Origin of the sequence: Hyphomicrobium sp. CS1BSMeth3, from assembly GCF_900117415.1 — a bacterium.
Lineage (GTDB): Bacteria > Pseudomonadota > Alphaproteobacteria > Rhizobiales > Hyphomicrobiaceae.
In genome coordinates, this window is record NZ_FPEI01000005.1 from 731,311 (window position 1) to 748,856 (window position 17,546).

Annotated in this window: 14 protein-coding genes and 1 tRNA gene; 6 read left to right on the top strand and 9 right to left on the bottom strand. The window is 64.7% G+C overall.

Annotated features, from left to right (window positions below; translation table 11 throughout):
* Positions 1 to 8: 8 nt before the first annotated feature.
* Together CS1BSM3_RS12565 and CS1BSM3_RS12570 are read right to left on the bottom strand one after the other, a co-directional pair.
* Positions 9 to 1,172: a fumarylacetoacetate hydrolase family protein gene (locus tag CS1BSM3_RS12565; protein WP_072388147.1), complete on the bottom strand. Its 1,164-nt coding sequence runs from the start codon at positions 1,170 to 1,172 to the stop codon at positions 9 to 11.
* A 37-nt stretch (positions 1,173 to 1,209) separates the two neighbouring features.
* Positions 1,210 to 2,511 carry an MFS transporter gene (locus tag CS1BSM3_RS12570; protein WP_143149187.1) on the bottom strand — a complete coding sequence of 434 codons (1,302 nt, stop codon included), beginning with the start codon at positions 2,509 to 2,511 and terminating at the stop codon, positions 1,210 to 1,212.
* 145 nt (positions 2,512 to 2,656) lie between these two features.
* On the opposite strand from CS1BSM3_RS12570, the gene CS1BSM3_RS12575 reads away from it, so the two are divergent.
* Positions 2,657 to 3,028, top strand: coding sequence for a hypothetical protein (locus CS1BSM3_RS12575; RefSeq protein ID WP_244540486.1), 372 nt, complete (start codon positions 2,657 to 2,659; stop codon positions 3,026 to 3,028).
* A gap of 162 nt (positions 3,029 to 3,190) precedes the next feature.
* On the opposite strand, the gene CS1BSM3_RS12580 is transcribed toward CS1BSM3_RS12575, so the two are convergent.
* Positions 3,191 to 3,889: an FkbM family methyltransferase gene (locus CS1BSM3_RS12580; RefSeq protein WP_072387419.1), complete on the bottom strand. Its 699-nt coding sequence runs from the start codon at positions 3,887 to 3,889 to the stop codon at positions 3,191 to 3,193.
* A 143-nt stretch (positions 3,890 to 4,032) separates the two neighbouring features.
* Positions 4,033 to 5,205: a pyridoxal phosphate-dependent aminotransferase gene (locus CS1BSM3_RS12585; RefSeq protein ID WP_072387420.1), complete on the bottom strand. Its 1,173-nt coding sequence runs from the start codon at positions 5,203 to 5,205 to the stop codon at positions 4,033 to 4,035.
* 150 nt (positions 5,206 to 5,355) lie between these two features.
* Between CS1BSM3_RS12585 and CS1BSM3_RS12590 the strand changes: the two genes are divergently transcribed.
* Positions 5,356 to 6,309, top strand: a complete 954-nt coding sequence (locus CS1BSM3_RS12590) for a bifunctional helix-turn-helix transcriptional regulator/GNAT family N-acetyltransferase (protein ID WP_072387421.1) — start codon at positions 5,356 to 5,358, stop codon at positions 6,307 to 6,309.
* A gap of 313 nt (positions 6,310 to 6,622) precedes the next feature.
* On the opposite strand, the gene CS1BSM3_RS12595 is transcribed toward CS1BSM3_RS12590, so the two are convergent.
* Both CS1BSM3_RS12595 and CS1BSM3_RS12600 read right to left on the bottom strand, forming a co-directional pair.
* Positions 6,623 to 7,378 (bottom strand): hypothetical protein, encoded by a 756-nt coding sequence (locus tag CS1BSM3_RS12595; protein WP_143149188.1) that lies wholly within the window; start codon positions 7,376 to 7,378, stop codon positions 6,623 to 6,625.
* A gap of 170 nt (positions 7,379 to 7,548) precedes the next feature.
* Positions 7,549 to 8,940: a class II 3-deoxy-7-phosphoheptulonate synthase gene (locus CS1BSM3_RS12600; RefSeq protein WP_072387423.1), complete on the bottom strand. Its 1,392-nt coding sequence runs from the start codon at positions 8,938 to 8,940 to the stop codon at positions 7,549 to 7,551.
* Positions 8,941 to 9,166: 226 nt separating this feature from the next.
* Here CS1BSM3_RS12600 and CS1BSM3_RS12605 point away from each other — a divergent pair.
* From CS1BSM3_RS12605 to CS1BSM3_RS12620, 4 genes are all read left to right on the top strand, one after another.
* A tRNA-Thr gene (locus CS1BSM3_RS12605) sits at positions 9,167 to 9,241 on the top strand.
* A gap of 319 nt (positions 9,242 to 9,560) precedes the next feature.
* Positions 9,561 to 10,586, top strand: a complete 1,026-nt coding sequence (locus CS1BSM3_RS12610; protein WP_072387424.1) for an LLM class flavin-dependent oxidoreductase — start codon at positions 9,561 to 9,563, stop codon at positions 10,584 to 10,586.
* An 89-nt stretch (positions 10,587 to 10,675) separates the two neighbouring features.
* A complete protein-coding gene (locus CS1BSM3_RS12615) occupies positions 10,676 to 11,686 on the top strand; it encodes a VOC family protein (RefSeq protein WP_072387425.1) in 1,011 nt (336 codons plus the stop codon).
* A gap of 278 nt (positions 11,687 to 11,964) precedes the next feature.
* Positions 11,965 to 12,750: a hypothetical protein gene (locus CS1BSM3_RS12620; protein WP_143149189.1), complete on the top strand. Its 786-nt coding sequence runs from the start codon at positions 11,965 to 11,967 to the stop codon at positions 12,748 to 12,750.
* A 49-nt stretch (positions 12,751 to 12,799) separates the two neighbouring features.
* Here the strand turns inward: CS1BSM3_RS12620 and CS1BSM3_RS28260 are convergent, their stop codons facing one another.
* The 3 genes from CS1BSM3_RS28260 to CS1BSM3_RS12630 all read right to left on the bottom strand — a co-directional run bounded on the left by CS1BSM3_RS28260 (position 12,800) and on the right by CS1BSM3_RS12630 (position 17,478).
* The gene (locus CS1BSM3_RS28260; protein ID WP_174263680.1) at positions 12,800 to 12,952 is read right to left on the bottom strand and encodes a hypothetical protein; all 153 of its coding nucleotides are present in this window, start codon (positions 12,950 to 12,952) and stop codon (positions 12,800 to 12,802) included.
* 183 nt (positions 12,953 to 13,135) lie between these two features.
* Positions 13,136 to 16,273 (bottom strand): efflux RND transporter permease subunit, encoded by a 3,138-nt coding sequence (locus CS1BSM3_RS12625; RefSeq protein ID WP_072387427.1) that lies wholly within the window; start codon positions 16,271 to 16,273, stop codon positions 13,136 to 13,138.
* The gene (locus tag CS1BSM3_RS12630; RefSeq protein WP_072387428.1) at positions 16,270 to 17,478 is read right to left on the bottom strand and encodes an efflux RND transporter periplasmic adaptor subunit; all 1,209 of its coding nucleotides are present in this window, start codon (positions 17,476 to 17,478) and stop codon (positions 16,270 to 16,272) included. Before CS1BSM3_RS12630 ends, CS1BSM3_RS12625 begins: the two co-directional genes overlap by 4 nt.
* Between the last annotated feature and the right edge of the window lie 68 nt (positions 17,479 to 17,546).

Genomic DNA, 17,546 nt, shown 5'->3' on the forward strand with positions numbered 1-17,546 from the left:
GTCCTCGATCAGATCAGATTGCGCTTGGCGAGATTGCGCATGAGGTCGGCGACGCCGAAGCGCCAGGGCGGCGCCTGGTCGGAAGTGGCCATCACGTTCGTGAGCGCGCCGAGCGGATCGGCATGAATGGTGACGACGTCGCCGACCTTGTGCGTGAAGCCCATGCCGGGATCGCCGCGGTCCTCGCTCGGCGCGAACATGGTGCCGAGATAGAGGATCGCACCGTCGGGATACTGGTGCGTCTTGCCGATGAGCTGGCTAACGAGATCGGCCGGATCGCGCGCGATCTCGCGCATGGAGGATTTGCCCGTGAGGCGGAAGCCCTCTGGACCGTCGACCGTCAGGTGCACGTCGAGCCCGCGCACCGTGTCGAGCGAGAACGTCGCATCGAAGAAGCGCACGAACGGGCCCACCGAGGCCGAGGCATTGTTGTCCTTCGCCTTGGAGAGGAGCAGCGCCGACCGGCCCTCGATGTCGCGGAGGTTCACGTCATTGCCGAGCGTCGCGCCGACGAGCGCGCCCTTCGAGTTGACGACCATTGCCACTTCGGGCTCGGGGTTGTTCCACGTCGACTTCGGATGCAGGCCCGCGGTCATGCCGTGTCCGACCGCCGACATGGGCTGAGCCTTGGTGAAGATCTCGGCATCCTCACCAATGCCGACTTCGAGATACTGTGACCACGCGCCGGCCGCGATCAGCGTCTGCTTGAGCGCCATGGCCTCCTTCGAGCCGGGCTTCAGCGTGCGCAGATCGCCGCCGAGCTGCGCCTGCACCTGCTTGCGGATGGCCTCGGCTTTTTCCGGCGCGCCCTTGGCCTGCTCCTCGATCACGCGCTCCAGCATCGAGCGCGGGAAGGTCACGCCTGCGGCCTTGACGGCCTGCAGGTCGATCGGCACCAGGAGCCAGGGCTTCTTCTCATCGCGGTAGACCTCGGGTGTGTTGGCGAGGATCTCGCCAAGCGAACCGATCCGCTCGCCCGCGCCGCTCTTCACGATCGCCGCAGCATCCGCGCGCTCGGCGAGATCGCGCATGGTCGGCGCGTGCCGGGAAATGTCGTAGAGGCCGTCAGCGCGTACGGCAACGACCGAGGGCCCTTCCACATCCGGCCGCCAGACGCGCCCGGCGAGCGCCCCCGCCGTTCCATCCGTCGGCAGCGTCAAAGCTTCGGTCATTCGCGTGCGCATGGCGTTTCCCTTCAGCTCCCAAAGATCATGCTCCGGTTGGTCCGGATTTGTCGCCAGCAGACGCCGGCATTGGATGGCCGGCCTGACTGCTCGGCCGGACGTCGCGCGCCGTAGCGTAGACCATGAGGCCCGCACCGAGCGCCGCGGCAATGGTAGCAAAGATCCATTGGTAGGCGACGGGAGAATATCCGGCGGCCGTCTGCGGGAACCAGTTCGGAATGTACCCCGTCACGACCGGCACCATTGCACAGCCGAAGAGCTGGGCCATGTTGGCGGTCGTCGCGCCGCGCCCCGCGAGATGATCGGGATAGAAGGTGCGCGCGTGCGTCACGACGGCGACGCCGTACGACGACGTCGCGCATACGCCGATGATGAGCGGGATGGCCAGCACCGTCGGTGGATTCGAGGCCAGAGCAAGCAGCACCAGGATCGTCGCGGTCGCTCCCGTAATGGCCACCCACTTTCGCGTATCGAAAATGCGATCCATGGGCCCGAAGGCGAGCACACCCAGGAATTGCGCACATGCCATGGCGATCAGGACGTTGCCGCGCGCCACCGCATCGAGCCCGTGCACATCGTGGAGATAGGGACCGGCCCACAGGCCCATGATCGTCGCCATTACGGCATAGGCCACCGTCTGCAGCCCGAGCACGCGCAGAAGGCCCGGCAGGCGCAGGATCGCGATGAAGCCGGCGAGCGCGGCGGCGAGCGTCTCCGGCGGATTGGGCGGCGGCACCTTGCCCGGCGGATCGTCGCGCACGAGCCATACGAAGAGCAGCCCGACAACCCCCGCCGCACCCGCCATGATCATGAAGGTCGTCCGCCAGCCGACCAGTCCGGCAGCGAGCGCCAGCGGCGTGCCGGCAAGTCCGACACCGATCATGCTGAGGCCGAACACCCAGCTCATGGCGGTGGCCCAGCGGGCGCGCGGATACCAGCGCGAGCAGAGCACGACCACCGACATGAAGCTGCCGCCGAAGCCGAGACCGAGCAGAAAGCGCGCCGCGATGAGCTCGCTGCCGTCGCGCACCACCGCGTGCAAGAGCGCACCCGCGACGCCGAGCACGGCGAGACCGCCAACGGTGAAACGCACGCCGATGCGGTCGAAAAGAATGCCCACAGGCACCTGCGCCGCCATCAGGGCGAAGAAGAAGATGGCGTTCGACATGCCGAGCGCTTCCGACGTCAGCTTCAGCTCAACGATCAGCTCGGGCGCGAGAACGGTGACGGACGAGCGGAAGAACTGCGAAAGGATCGTCGTCGCCGAGAGCATGACGATCAGGATCGCGGCAGCCCGCGCGGGTGGGTTCGAGGTTGCTGTCGTCACGCTGGGGGCTCGGATCTGTGAGGTGCCGGTCCGTGTGCCATCGCAGGAGGCAATAGGCAATGCGCTTCGCGGCCGGCCGCGCGGCGGGCAGACATGCGCGGCGCCCACGCGTTGCCGCAATGTTCTGTCAGGGTATAGTGGTCCGATGCGTCAGACCGAAGTCGTGTACCAGCCGATGATTGCCTCGTCCCTCGCCATCTCCGACATGACCTGCGCGCCCGTCGTTGCAGCGCGCGAGAGTGCGCCGCATCCTCTCGGCGAGGCCGACGCCATCGAGATCTGGATTGCGCGCTGGCTGCGCGTGCGGCGCAAGGATCTCATGGCGCGCTATGGCTGCGACCCGCGCCAGCTCTATGCCATCTGGTGGGGCGAGAAGTTTCCGGCGAGCCGCGAGAAGGCCGAGGCCGCGTTCCGCGCGCGTCACCCCGGCCTCGTCGATCGCGTGAGCTTCGGCTATCGCCGCATTCCGCGCGGGCCCGCGAAGGAGCCCGAGGGCCAGCTCTCGCTGTTTGAGTGATCGCAACGAGCTGCTAGCCACTGGCTCCAACGCGATCCCTCCCCCCTTGTGGGGGAGGCTAGGAGGGGGGATTGCAGGACAATAGCGGTAGGGGTTCCCCCCACCCCTAACCCCTCCCCACAAGGGGGAGGGGAATCGTCGCGGTTGTGTTGAGAGACTCGACTAGAGGAAGAGTACGTTCCGCGTCGCGATCGGCGTGCCCCAGGTCGTGTTGGAGTTGAGCGCGGCGATCGTCGTCATGGCATCGAGGCGCTTGCCCTTGTCCACGACGAAGGCGCTGTAGCCGTACTTCTCGCAGACCTCGCGCGTGACCGCGAGCGGATCCTGATAGGTGCCGGACAGCAGCTCGAGCAGCAGCGCCGGATGATCGCGCAGGATCGTCTCGCGCGCACCTTCGAGCACCTCCAGCTCGCTGCCTTCCACATCCACCTTGATGAACTGCACGTTGGTGAGCGCGAAGCTGTCGAGCGTCCGCACCTCGACCTTGATCACGGTCTGGCGCTCGAACTGGCTGTGCGAGTTCTTGAGATTGCCGGCGAGATGCAGCTCGCTGCCATCCTCGGCGAGCGGCACGAAGAACGAGGCATGGCCGGAGTCGTTCGACAGCGCGAGCTCATGCACCTCGGCGCGCTCGCCGAGCATCCGCTGGGCGAATTCCGCGAACCTCGGATTGGCCTCGAAAGCATGGACGACGGCGCCAAGCTCGCTCAGCGCGTAGGCAAAAATGCCTTCATTCGCCCCGATGTCGACGGCAACACCACCCTTGCCGACGAACGATCCGAGCATGGCCAGCTCAGGCTCGCCGCCCTCGACTTCTTCGCGCAGGCGACGGGCATAGAACTCATCCGGGGTTTCGCTCAAGCGTGCACCTCACTCGTAGTTCCCTATAGGCTCCATATATGGGGAGAGGGCCGGGACGGGAGAAGACAGCGACCGCGTGCCTCGGCGCGTGGCCGCGCTCTTACCCTTCGCATCTCCCCGCAGGCAGGGGGAACGTCTGGCTCCTACCGCTTTTCCATGAGCAACGTTCCCACGCGCTCGATGGCTTTGCGGATGTTCTCGATCGAATTGGCATATGAGAAGCGAATATAGCCTTCGCCATGGATGCCGAAGCTCGTGCCGGCAACAGTCGCGACGCCGGCTTCCTCCAGCATCCTGTTCTGCAGCTCGCGCGCGCTCATGCCCGTGCCGGTGATGTTCGGAAACGCGTAGAACGCCCCACCCGGATTGACGCACGTGAAGCCCGGCAGCTGGTTCAACATCGGCACGATGGCGCGACGGCGCTCGTCGAACGCCTTCACCATCTTGACCACGTCGTCCTGCGGACCTTCGAGCGCGGCAATACCGGCGAATTGCGTCGGCGCGTTGACGCAAGAATGGTTGTTTACGCACAGGCGCACGACCGTATCGACGATCGATTTCGGCCAGACGGAGAAGCCGAGGCGCCAGCCCGTCATCGCGTACGTCTTGGACCAGCCGTCGAGGATGATCAGGCGATCGCGGATCTCGGGATAGCGGAGGAAGCTCTCGTGCTCGCGCCCGTCGTACAGCATCTGGCTGTAGATCTCGTCGGACATGACCGTCACGTGCGGATGCTTCGCGAGACCCGCGACGAGCTTCGCCACTTCCTCCTTGGGCACGGCGCCGCCCGTCGGATTGCCAGGGCTGTTCAGAATGATAAGCGAGGTCTTCGGCGTGATCTGCGCGAGCACCTCGTCGGCGCTGAAGGCAAAGCCGTTCTCTTCCTTGAGCGCGATCGGCACGGCCTTGGCGCCCGAGTACTGGATCATCGAGCGATAAATCGGGAAGCCGGGATCTGGGTACATGATCTCCATGCCCGGCTGGCCGAACATGAGCACGGCGAAGAACATCGTCGGCTTGCCGCCCGGCATGATGACGATGTTGTCGGGGCTCACCTCGACGCCGTGGCGCTTGTGCAGGTCCTTCGCGACGGACTCGCGGAGCGGCAGGATGCCCTGCGCCGGCGTGTAGCCATGATGGCCGTCGCGCAGCGCCTTGATGGCGGCTTCGACGATATGGGCCGGCGTCTGAAAGTCCGGCTGGCCGATGCCGAGATTGATGACGTCCTTACCCTGCCGCTGCAGCTCGGCGGCGCGGGCCAGCACCTCGAAGGCCGTCTCCGTGCCCAGTCTTTTAAGGTTTTCGGCGAGCAGCATGGTTTCCTCCCCAGTATCGCGTTTGGGCGCTCTTATGCACGTCGCACCCGCGCTTGGAAAGAGAGCGCCGCGCGCGCGTCACGTGCTGGTGACGACGAGTTACTTGACTCAGTCAAGTAATTGATTGACTGTCATGGGTGGAGGTGCGCCATGACCCAACTCGCAGAAGCCCCGTCCTCGGGCCCGTCGCAGGACGATGTCGCCGCCATACGGCGCTTCAACCGCTTCTACACGCGCCAGCTCGGCCTGCTCGCCGAGAGCATGCTGGCGAGCCCCTTCTCGCTCTCGGAGGCCCGCGTGCTCTACGAGCTGGCCCACCGGCCCGAGGCGACCGCCAGCGACCTCATTCGCGAGCTCGGCCTCGATGCCGGATATCTGAGCCGGATGCTCAAGAAGTTCGAGGACCAGGGCCTCATCCGCCGCGCGCCCGCAGAGGACGATGCGCGCCGCGCCGTCATCGCGCTGACGCCCGAAGGTCGGGATGCCTTCGCCCCGCTCGATCGCGGATCGCAGGAAGGCGTCGTCGCCATGCTGGAGAAGATCGCGCCGCCGGATCGCGACCGGCTCGTCGCCGCGACCAAGACGATCGCGCGCCTGCTCGGCGAGCCCGCGCCGACGCCCGAGCCCTACATCCTGCGCGGCCTTGAAACCGGCGACGCCGGCTGGATCACGCATCGCCATGCGCTCATCTACGCGCGCGAGTACGGCTGGACGGATCCCCAGTTCGAGGCGCTTGTCGCCGAGATCCTGAAAACCTTCATCCTGAATTTCGATCCGAAGCATGAGCGCGCGTGGATTGCCGAGCGCGACGGCGAGGTGGTCGGCTCGGTCTTCATCACGCGCGCCTCACCCGAAGTGGCGCAGCTTCGCCTGCTCTATGTCGATCCTTCCGCGCGCGGGCTCGGCCTCGGCCGCCGCCTCGTCGATGAGTGCATCCGCTTCTCGCGCGCCAAGGGCTACAAGACGCTCATGCTCTGGACGCACGACATACTCGTGCCGGCCGTGCGCATCTATCAGGCCGCGGGCTTCAAGCTCATCAAGGAAGAGCGCCACAACGAATTCGGCCACGACGTGAACGGGCAGATCTGGGAGTTGGGGTTGTAGTTCATTGTCGCGTCCTGGTGGGAACCAGATGAAGCGCAGAGATCGCTTCAGACTTGTTTTCGTTTAAAATCTGCCATCCGGTAACGAATTCTCAATTAGGATTCGAGAGCTTCCTTCGGGGAGCCTCGCATGACTGCTGACCCGGTAATGACCATCGCGCGCCTTCGGGAACTAGGAGTTCCCGAGGATCACGCCTTTGCGGTCGCGACTATGATGCTTAAGCGATTCAAATGGGACTCGCAGGAGGCTGAAGTCGAGTGCCGTCGGTTTGCCAGCCGCTTCCTTGAGAAAGGCGACGATGATAACGCAGGCGTCATGCGCCTCGCTGCCCGCCTCTGTCTCTTCTACGGCTCTGGAAGGTAGCTGACCCCATATCCTTGTAGCCGCGCGTCACCCAGTCCTTCAGCGGGGAAAGCGGAAGATTGGAGAATGGAACATCCAAAGGCTCGACGATAAAGTAATCTGTTATGGCCTTTGCCTCTAATAGGCTGCCAAGAGCCTCCATGATTTCCTGGCATCGTAACGGATGCGTGAAACAGTAGCCGCGCAATTCTCTCCCTTGCCACACCGGTCGGTACTGCCCCAACGTACGCTTGATGCGTTCGTCCGCACGGTTGATACTGGCCTCGTCGGCTTCCTCGAAGATGACAAACAGCAGCTTCCTGCTCCTTGCAGGCGGGTCGTTCGAGGTGGGTAGCACATAGCGGATCAGTTGCTGGCTCGGTCTCTGCACTTCCACTTCGTACATCTCTGAATCGTCGTAGAGATCGAAATCATCATCTAAGTACTTCATTTCACGCAACGGCGGCGCGTGTGCAGCATAGTACCCGACTTGGATTATCTCAAAGTGTTCCACAATTGATGGCGGACCATCCTCATCGAAGACTGCTTCGGAGAGCATTTCGCCCGATTGCACCTCGACGCCCATGATGATTGTGTCGTGAGTGGTAACCGCCACCGATCTAACCGGTCGTGTTTCCTGCGATCCCCAATCATCAGCAGGAGCCGCAGGAAGTGCGGCCCACCAAGCGTATTTCGTCCGAATCAGCGCCAAGTGTGAAAAGCGCATCTATTGCCCCCGATATGAAGGGCGGAAGTTTAAGCTGATTCGCACTTTTTATGCGCGTCCACTCGACCGTCGATCACTCGTGTAGTTACAGCGATAGCTGAGCCAAAAGAAGAGCGCGGCACCTTTCAGCGCCGCGCTCCTGTTTTCATTCCGGCAAATGAGCCGTTGGCTCACTCCGCCGCCGCGATGGACGCCTCGTGCGGAGCCCGGGCGCCGCGCTCGGTTTTCAGCCTTTCGGCGACCAGGAAAGCAAGCTCCAGCGACTGGTCCGCATTCAACCGCGGATCGCAGTGCGTGTGGTAGCGGTCCGAGAGATCCGTCTCGCTGATCGCCACCGCGCCGCCCGTGCACTCCGTCACGTTCTGGCCGGTCATCTCGACGTGGATGCCGCCGGCGTGGCTGCCCTCCGCACGATGCACCGCGAAGAAGGTGTCGACCTCCTTCAGGATGCGCTCGAACGGCCGCGTCTTGTAGCCGTTCGCCGCCGAGATCGTATTGCCGTGCATGGGATCGCACGACCACACGACCTTGCGGCCGGCCTTCTCGACCGCACGCACCAGCTTCGGCAGGTGGCTCTCCACCTTGTCCGAGCCAAAACGGCAGATCAGCGTCAGACGCCCCGCGACGTTGTTCGGGTTCAGCACGTCGATCAGCTTAAGCAGCGTGTCGGGCTCGAGCGAGGGCCCGCACTTCATGCCGATCGGGTTCCTGATCCCGCGGAAGTACTCGACGTGCGCATGATCGGGCTGACGCGTGCGATCGCCGATCCAGATCATGTGGCCCGACGTCGCGTACCAGTCGCCGCTCGTCGAATCGAGCCGCGTCATCGCCTGCTCATAGCCGAGCAGGAGCGCCTCGTGGCTCGTGTAGACGTTCGTCGTGCGCAGTTGCGGCGTGTTCTCGGCCGTGATGCCGCACGCGCGCATGAACTCGAGCGTCTCCGAGATGCGGCTCGCCAGCTCCTCGAAGCGACGGCCCTGCGGGCTGTCCTTGATGAAGCCGAGCGTCCACTGATGCACGCGCTCGAGGTCGGCATAGCCGCCCTGGGCGAACGCGCGGATCAGGTTCAGCGTCGCCGCTGCCTGCCGGTACGCCTGGAGCTGGCGCTGCGGGTCCGGGATGCGCGACTCGGACGTGAACTCCGCGCCATTGATGATGTCGCCGCGGTAGCTCGGCAGCTCGACGCCATCCTTCTTCTCGAAGGGCGAGGAGCGGGGCTTGGCGAACTGGCCGGCAATACGGCCGACCTTCACCACCGGCACGCCGCCGGCATAGGTCAGCACGACCGCCATCTGCAGGAAGACGCGGAAGAAGTCGCGGATGTTGTCGGCGCGGTGCTCGAGAAAGCTCTCGGCACAGTCTCCGCCTTGCAGGAGAAACGACCGGCCCTCGGCGACCTCGCCGAGCGCCTTCGTCAGTTGCCGGGCCTCACCGGCAAAAACGAGCGGGGGAAAGGTCGCGAGCCGGCCCTCGACAGCAGCCAGAGCGGCCGCATCGGGATAGTCGGGCACCTGGACGATCGGCTTCGATCTCCAGCTGTCAGGCGACCATGGGGCAGGCATGACAAGTCTCCACTATAACCAAGGGGTAATGCCCCGGAGCGCCTTGGGCGTCCCGGGTTCCGTCTGCATCGTCCAGAGATTGGGCTTGCAGTGTCGCCTTATATGTCATTGCCGGCCCGAGGGCTAGGGCCGCGGTGCCACCCTCCGATCCGAGGTGGAAGCGGCCCGCGCCTTCGCGTATAAGGCGGGCGTTCGGCTGGCGCCCACAGGGTGGTTCAGCCCATATGCCGGCTTAGCTCAGTGGTAGAGCAGCGGTTTTGTAAACCGTTGGTCGGGGGTTCAAATCCCTCAGCCGGCACCATATTTCCGCTCACGCCGAATTCGCTCCGCTCATCGGCTCCGCGGGGGCGGCGCTCGCGCCGGCGCACACTCGCGCGCTCAGGAGAGCAGGTTAGCCAGCTCACGCCGAATTCGCTTCGCTCGCCGGCTCCGCGAGGGCGGCGCTGGCGCCGACGCGCAGTCGGGCGCTCAGGAGAGCAGGTTAGCCAGCTCCGGTACGCGCTAAGGCGTATGGGTTTCAAAAGCGCCCAGTCGCCACCATATGTGCGAGGAAAGCACTCTGACTCGCACGCCCGCGCGCCAACCGGCGCGCGTTTCGCGTTGCGGCTGGAACCCCCATCATGTCCCGAAAGAAGATCGGCTTCCTGTCCTTTGGACACTGGTCGCCCTCGCCCCACTCGCAGACGCGCACGGGCGCCGATGCCCTCCTGCAGTCCATCGACCTCGCCGTCGCGGCCGAAGAGCTCGGCGCGGACGGCGCCTATTTCCGCGTGCACCACTTCGCGCGGCAGCTCGGCTCGCCCTTTCCGCTGCTGGCCGCCGTCGGCGCAAAGACCAGCCGCATCGAGATCGGCACGGCTGTCATCGACATGCGCTACGAGAACCCGATGTACATGGCCGAGGACGCCGGCGCCGCGGACCTCATCGCTGGCGGTCGCCTGCAGCTCGGCATCAGCCGCGGCTCGCCCGAGCAGGTCATCGATGGCTGGCGCTACTTCGGCTACGCACCGGCCGAGGGCGAGACGGAGGCCGACATGGCGCGCCGTCATGCCGAGTTCTTCCTCGAGGTGCTGAAGGGCGAAGGTTTCGCCAAGCCGAACCCGCAGCCCATGTTCCCCAATCCGCCCGGCCTGCTGCGCATCGAGCCGCATGCGCCGGGCCTGCGCGAGCGCATCTGGTGGGGCGCCTCATCCAATGCGACGGCTGTCTGGGCAGCAAAGCAAGGCATGAACCTGCAGAGCTCGACGCTCAAGACCGATGAGACCGGCGAGCCCTTCCATATCCAGCAGGCCAGCCAGATCCGAGCCTATCGGGAGGCCTGGAAGACTGAAGGGCACACGCGCGCGCCGCGCGTCTCGGTCAGCCGCAGCATCTTCGCCCTGGTCGATGATCGCGACCGCGCCTACTTCGGTGGCGATCAGAGCGGCGACCATATTGGCTATATCGATCCGAGCACGCGGGCCATCTTCGGCCGCAGCTATGCCGCCGAGCCGGACGTCCTCGTGAAGCAGCTCGCGGAGGACGAGGCCATTGCCGAGGCCGACACGCTCCTGCTGACGGTGCCGAACCAGCTCGGCGTCGACTACAACGCGCACGTGATCGAGGCGATCCTGAAGCATGTCGCGCCTGCGCTTGGCTGGCGCTGAGGCGCTTGTGGGCCGCACGCAGTTGTGAAGTGCGGCCCCGCGCGCGCTACGCCACAAAGGCGCGACCCCAGCAGCCTCCATGAGCGGCCATGTCCGACAGCTTCACGCGACGCACCTTGCTCCAGCTTGCGGGCGCTTCCACGCTTACCGCCGCCATGGCGGGAGCTGTCCGCGCGGAAGGCGGCGCGCTCATGCCGTTCATCCATCGGACGCAGGCGCGCGACGCAATGCCCGCGGGCGAGCTTCCCTTTGCCAATCGGACGCCCGTACGATGCGGCCAGGCCGCACTACGCGTGCGCGATCTCGATGCGATGATCGCCTACTACCGCAGTGCTATCGGTCTTCACCTGCTCGAGAAGCCGGATGATCGCGCCGTGATGGGCGTGCCGGGCACGCCGCTGCTGCATCTCGTTTCGCGGCCGAACGCGCCGATCGAGCATCAGACCGAGGCGGGTCTTTTTCACATTGCCTTCCTCATGCCGACGCGCCTCGATCTGGCGCGATGGCTCATGCACGCTGCTCAGAAGCGCATTCCCTTGACCGGCTTTGCCGACCACAGCGTGAGCGAAGCCATCTATCTCGATGATCCCGAGGGCAACGGGCTCGAAATCTATAGCGACCGGCCAACGAACACCTGGCAGTGGCGCGATGGTGCGGTCACCATGGGCACGCATCAACTGGATCTCGACAACATCGTCGGCCTCGTCCGCAAGGAGCACGCGCCCTACGCACAAGCGCCGGATCAGCTTCGCATCGGCCACATGCACCTGCGGGTCGGCGACATCCCTTCGGGCCGGGACTTCTACGAGCGCACGATCGGCCTCGCCTCCACGCGCGGCCAGAGCCCGCATTCGGCCTTCCTGGCTTCGGGCGGCTATCATCACCATCTCGCGATCAACATCTGGCACAGTGAAGGCGCCGGCGCGCGCAGTGCGGAAAGCACCGGCCTCGACTGGTTCTCGCTTCATGTAACGCAGGATGAGCTGCTCGCCGTCCAACGCGAGCGCCTCAGCAAAGAAGGCGCGGCCGTCACCAATATCGAGGGCGGAATTGAGGTCGCCGATCCCTGGGGCACGACCCTCCGTCTGGTGAAGGTCTGAGCGCCGGCAATTCCGCTTGCGAGAAACGACCCCGAGCCGTAGCGCATCTGAAGTCGGGCGTAATGCACCAGGGGTCCCGGGTTGGTGGTTCCTGTCCACCAGACTTACAAGTCAGCCCTCCCGATCCTACATGAATCAAAGCATTAGTACGTGGCACGAAAGGTGCCTCGGAACGTCGACGCCGAACTTCGGCACAGGCGGATTTTGCCTCTCGACGCGCGCGTACTGAGCGACACTTCCGCAGCCGGCAACTCGGCAATTGCCAAGGGAGTAGCCCTATGCGTATGGCACAGCATATTCTCACCCCCATTCCGCACGTGCTTGCAGCGTCGGTTCTGGTCCTCGGTCTGACCGCCGGCGCCGAGCAATGCTTCGCCCGGGGCGGCGGTGGCTCGCACGGCTCATCGTTCCACTCGAGCATCATGCGTGGCGGCGGAGCGCCGTCGCCAGCAGGCCAGACATCGTTCGGACAATCGTTCGGGCATATGCCCGGTGGTCAGCTCACGACCGGCGCTCCGACGGCCCCGACGAACACGACGAGCACGATATCGGGCCCTCGCCAGGGGCAGCCTGGTTCCGATCCCCATCATCACCATCCGCCGCCACCCCCAGGCTCGGGCAGCGGCACACCGACCACGACGGGCAGCGGCGTAGTCGTCGTGCCTGACACGACGCCCCAGAATACGCTTCCCAACGTAGCGCCAGCCGAGTCGGCGGCTGCGGTGCCCGCCACACCCACCACGACGACAGCCACGCCCCCATCAGTGGGCCTGACGCAGGATGCGACCGTCGCGACGAGCGGCGGCACGCTCGCGCCGGTGCTTGCCGGTGGTGGCGGCGATACGCTGCCCGCCTGCATGGCGCTCTGGGATGTCAGCACGCACATGACCAAGGTGGAATGGCATGACACCTGTGTGCGCACGCTGAACGGCATGGATATTGGCGGCGGCGTGACCACGGAAGGGGGCCAGCCCAGCAACGCGATACAGGCCTCCACCGGAGGCCGCCGGGCCACCACCGCTCGGGTCATCAGGCAGCGCCAGCGCCCGACCCCGACGCAATAGAACCTGAGCAACCCCACGCAACGAACGAGCGCGCACCAGATGGTGCGCGCTAACGCGTCGTCGGCTGAAGCGGCGAGCAATTCGCGTGACCAGCCTCGACGCACATTTCGATGCGCACGCTCGTACGAAGCTGCGTGATGAGCCAGCCGCCCGCCACGAGGATGGCAATCAGCACAATGGCCGCGGCAATGTTCTGCCGCATGCGAAGGCGATCCTCCTCCTCGGCTCTTAGTCGCGCGAGATCACTACCCGGCGGCCGTTTCATCGCGCCAGCCCCTGCTTTGCGCTTGAAAGGAATGACCTGCGCACTCCGAGGTTCAGGTCCCTCGTGGTCCCCGTGATGATCAGTTCCCCGGTCCGGTTGGCGCATCGCACTCCCCATGCATCAGCGGGCGACTGTATGCCGTTCGGCGGCCTCTTCCCGAGCACTTTCCTCGACTGACGTGCCGCCAAGATAGCTCGCGAAGCGGTCGAGATAGATATAGATGACGGGCGTGGTGAAGAGCGTCAGTGCCTGGCTCACGATCAGCCCGCCCACCATGGCGTAACCCAGAGGCTGGCGAATTTCGGCACCCGTGCCGGCGCCGAGCATGAGCGGGACGGCGCCGAGCAATGCCGCCATGGTCGTCATCATGATCGGTCGGAAGCGGAGCAGGGCGGCGTGGCGGATGGCCTCCTCCGGCGAGAGATGATGATCGCGCTCGGCCGTGATGGCGAAGTCGACCATCATGATGCCGTTCTTCTTGACGATGCCGATCAGCAGAATCACGCCGATCATTGCGACGAGGCTGAAGTCGAAGCCGAACAGCATCAGCGTCGCGATGGCACCCGCGCCCGCAGACGGCAGCGTCGAGAGAATAGTCAGCGGATGGATGTAGCTCTCGTAGAGAATGCCGAGGATCAGATAGACGACGAACAGCGCCGCGGCGATCAGCATCGGCACGGTCCTCAGCGAATCCTGGAAAGCCTGCGCATTGCCCTGGAAAGTGCCGACGACGGTCGCGGGCATCTGTATTTCACGGATGGCCTGCTGGATGGCGGCCGTTGCGGTGCCGAGTGAGGCGCCTTGCGCGAGATTGAAACTGATGGTCACGGCCGGGAACTGGCCCTGGTGGCTGATCGACAAAGGCTTGGTGAGGCGCGTCGTCCAGCGGGCAAAGGCGGCGAAGGGCACCTGCTGCCCGGTCGTGGGTGACTTGATGTAAATTTTGTCGAGCGTATCCACCCGGCCTTGCAGGTCCGGGAGGATCTCCATCACCACGTGGTAGCTGTTCTGCTGCGTGAAGTATTGCGCGACCTGACGCTGCCCGAAAGCGTCGTAGAGCGTGTCGTCGATGAGCTGTGGCGTCAGGCCATAACGCGAAGCCTGGTCGCGATCGATAGTGAGTGTGAGGGACGTGCCGGACATCTGCTGGTCGGTCGCGACGTCGCGAAGCTCGGGGATGGTCTTCAGTTTATCGAGCACGCGCGGCGCCCAGGTATTCAGCTCATCGATATTCGCATCCTGTAGGGTGTACTGGAACTGCGTGCGCGCAAGTCGCCCACCAATGTTGACGTCCTGCGATGCCTGCATGAACAGTCGCGCGCCTTCGACCTTCTCCAGTTGCGGCCTCAGCCTGGCGATGACCTGGAAAACCGAGGCGTCGCGCTCACTCTTGGGCTTGAGCGTGATGAAGAAGCGTCCGTTGTTGAGGGTCGTGGTCGAGCCGCCGGCGCCGAGGGCCATGGCGTACGATGCCACGGCCGGATCCCTGCCGATGATCTCGCCGAGGGCCTCCTGCCGGCGCATCATGTCGGCGAAGGATATGTCCTGCCCGGCTTCCGAAATACCGGTAATGAGCCCCGTGTCCTGCTGCGGGAAGAAACCTTTGGGAATAATCGCGAAGAGATAGCCCGTCACCGCGAGGGTGCCGAGAAAGATGCAGAGAACCGCGAATTGGTGCCTGAGCACGGCATCGAGTGCGCGCTCATAGCCGCGCAGCATCGCGTCGAACATGCGCTCGGTCGCCTGATAGAAGCGACCGTGCCCGCCCGCTGTTTCATGTCGCAGGAAGCGCGACGCCATCATCGGTGTCAGCGTCAGGGCGACGAACGCAGAAACCGCGATACACATCGACACCGTGACCGCGAACTCGCGGAACAATCTGCCGATGATGCCGCCGAGCAGCAGAAGTGGGATGAACACAGCGACCAGCGAAATGCTGATCGAGAGAATCGTGAAGGCGATCTCGCCGGCACCCTTGTAGGCCGCCTCCATCGGGCGCATGCCGTCCTCGACATGACGCACGATGTTCTCGAGCATGACGATCGCGTCGTCGACCACGAAGCCGACCGAGATCGTGAGCGCCATCAGCGAGATGTTATCGAGGCTGTAACCCATGACGTACATCAGCCCCAGCGTGCCGAGCAGCGACAGCGGCACGGTCACACTCGGAATGACGGTCGCCCAGAACGTGCGCAGGAACAGGAAGATCACGGCCACGACCAGGCCGATCGTCAGGAGCAATGTGAACTGCACATCATCGACGGAGGCACGAATGGTCAGCGTCCGATCGCTCATGATGTCGACGTGCACCGATGGCGGAAGCGCGGCCCTCAGACGCGGAAGCTGCTCCTTGATGCGATCGACGGTGTCGATGACGTTCGCGCCCGGCTGCTTGAACACGATGAGAAAGACGCCGCGTTTGCCCGAGGCCCAGGCCGCCTTCTTGGCATCTTCCGGGCCCGCCACCGCCTGGCCGATGTCGCGCACGCGCAGCGGCGCGCCATTCCGGTAGGCGATGATGACGTCATTCCAGTCCTTGGCGACGGGAAGCTGATCGTTGGAGTAGATGGTGAAGCTGCGGCGGTCTCCGTCGATGATGCCCTTCGGCGTGTTGACGGTCGTCACACCGAGCTGCGCGCGCACGTCCTCGAGCGACAAGTTCTTGGCGACGAGCTTCGCCGGATCGATCTGGACGCGTATGGCGGGCTTCTGCTCGCCGCCGATCGTGACCTGGCCGACGCCCGCGAGCTGACTGATCTGCTGGGCGAGCTTGATGTCCGCGTTGTCGTCGAGCTCGGTCAGAGGCATCGTGTCCGAGGTCACGGAAATGATCAGGATCGGCGAGTCGGCCGGGTTCACCTTCCGGTAGGTCGGCGGCGAAGGCAGGTCGCGGGGAAGCTGGCCGGCAGCGGCATTGATGGCCGACTGGATGTCGTTCGCGGCGGCGTCGATATTGCGATCGAGATCGAACTGCACGGTTATCAGGGTCACGCCGAGGCCCGATGAAGACGTCGTCTGTGCGACGCCCGGGATCTGCGCGAACTGCCGCTCGAGCGGCTGCGCGACAGAGGATGCCATGGTCTCGGGGCTGGCGCCGGGGAGCTGGGCCGTCACCTGTATGGTCGGAAAATCAACCTTCGGCAGCGGCGCGACCGGCAGGTTGGGGTAGGCGACCAAGCCGACGAAGAGCAGCCCCACCATGATGAGCGAGGTGCCGATCGGGTAGCGGATGAATATTGCGGATAGGTTCGAGTTCATGGCTCGCCCGTCATGTTGCTACTCATGCTTTGGCTGTTGCCCGGGAGAACCTCGACGAGCGTCGCAGGCTGCAGCCGGTACTGACCGGCCGTGACGACGCGCTCTCCTGGCGCGAGGCCGTGCTCGACGACCGCCCAGCCGTCCTCTATCGGGCCGATATCGACGCTGCGAAGCTCCGCCTTTCCGTCCTTGTTGATGACGAAAGCGAAGAGGCCATTAGGCCCCCGCTGGACCGCGACATCGGGCACCGCCACCGCATTCTTGATGGTGGAAATGAGCAGTCGCGTCGTCACTGACAGCCCGGGCCACAGCGCATTGTCGGCATTGTCGAAGCTCGCCTTGAGCCGGATCGTGCCGCTCGCGGCATCCACCTGATTGTCGACAAGCGACAGCGTTCCATGCGCGAGCGTGCGCTTGCCATCCGACGTGAGGGCCGTCACTTGCAAGGGACCCGATTTCAGCGCCGCGCTGATGCTCGGAAGCTGCCCCTCCGGCGCCGTGAAGATCACCGAGATCGGCGTGAGCTGGGTGATGGTCAGAATGCCGTTCTGATCATTGGCGTGCACGATGTTGCCCGGATCGACGAGACGAAATCCCGCGCGCCCCGTCAGCGGCGACCGGATCGTCGTATAGGCGAGCTGAACCTTCGCGCTCTCGATGGCCGCCTGATCTGCTTGTATCTGCGCCGTGAGCTGCGCGACAGTGGCCGTGCGCTGATCGAACAGTTGCTGCGTGGCGTCACCCTGCTTGGCGAGCGTTGCGGTGCGCTGCAAGTCCTGCTTGGCATTGAGCAGCGAGGCCTGATCCTGCGCGAGCTTCGCCGTCGCCTGATCGAGCGTGGCCTGGAAGGGCGCCGGATCGATCTGCACGAGGAGGTCGCCCTGGCGCACGATTTGGCCTTCCTCGAAGGCGACTTTCTCGATCTGGCCGTCGACGCGCGATCTGACCAGAACCGAGTTGGTCGCCTGCACCGTCCCAAGCCCATTGAGGAATACGGGAATGTCGCGCGTGGTGACGGTCGTCGCCTGAACAGGCGTGGCGCTCACGGCGAGCTGCGACCGGGCCGCCACGCCTTTTTGCATCCCGGGCAGCCCGAGATACTGCCAAGCGACGCCCGCGGCGACGAGAAGCGCCACCGCTATGAGCGCCCATCGCCCTGGATGATGGCGGGTCTTGCGACCCGAGTCTCGTGTTTGCTTTTGCAAGCGTGTTTCCTTTCAAAGCCCGAACCGCGGGCAATCCACGCGACGCCGCCCCACGATCGGGTGGCGCG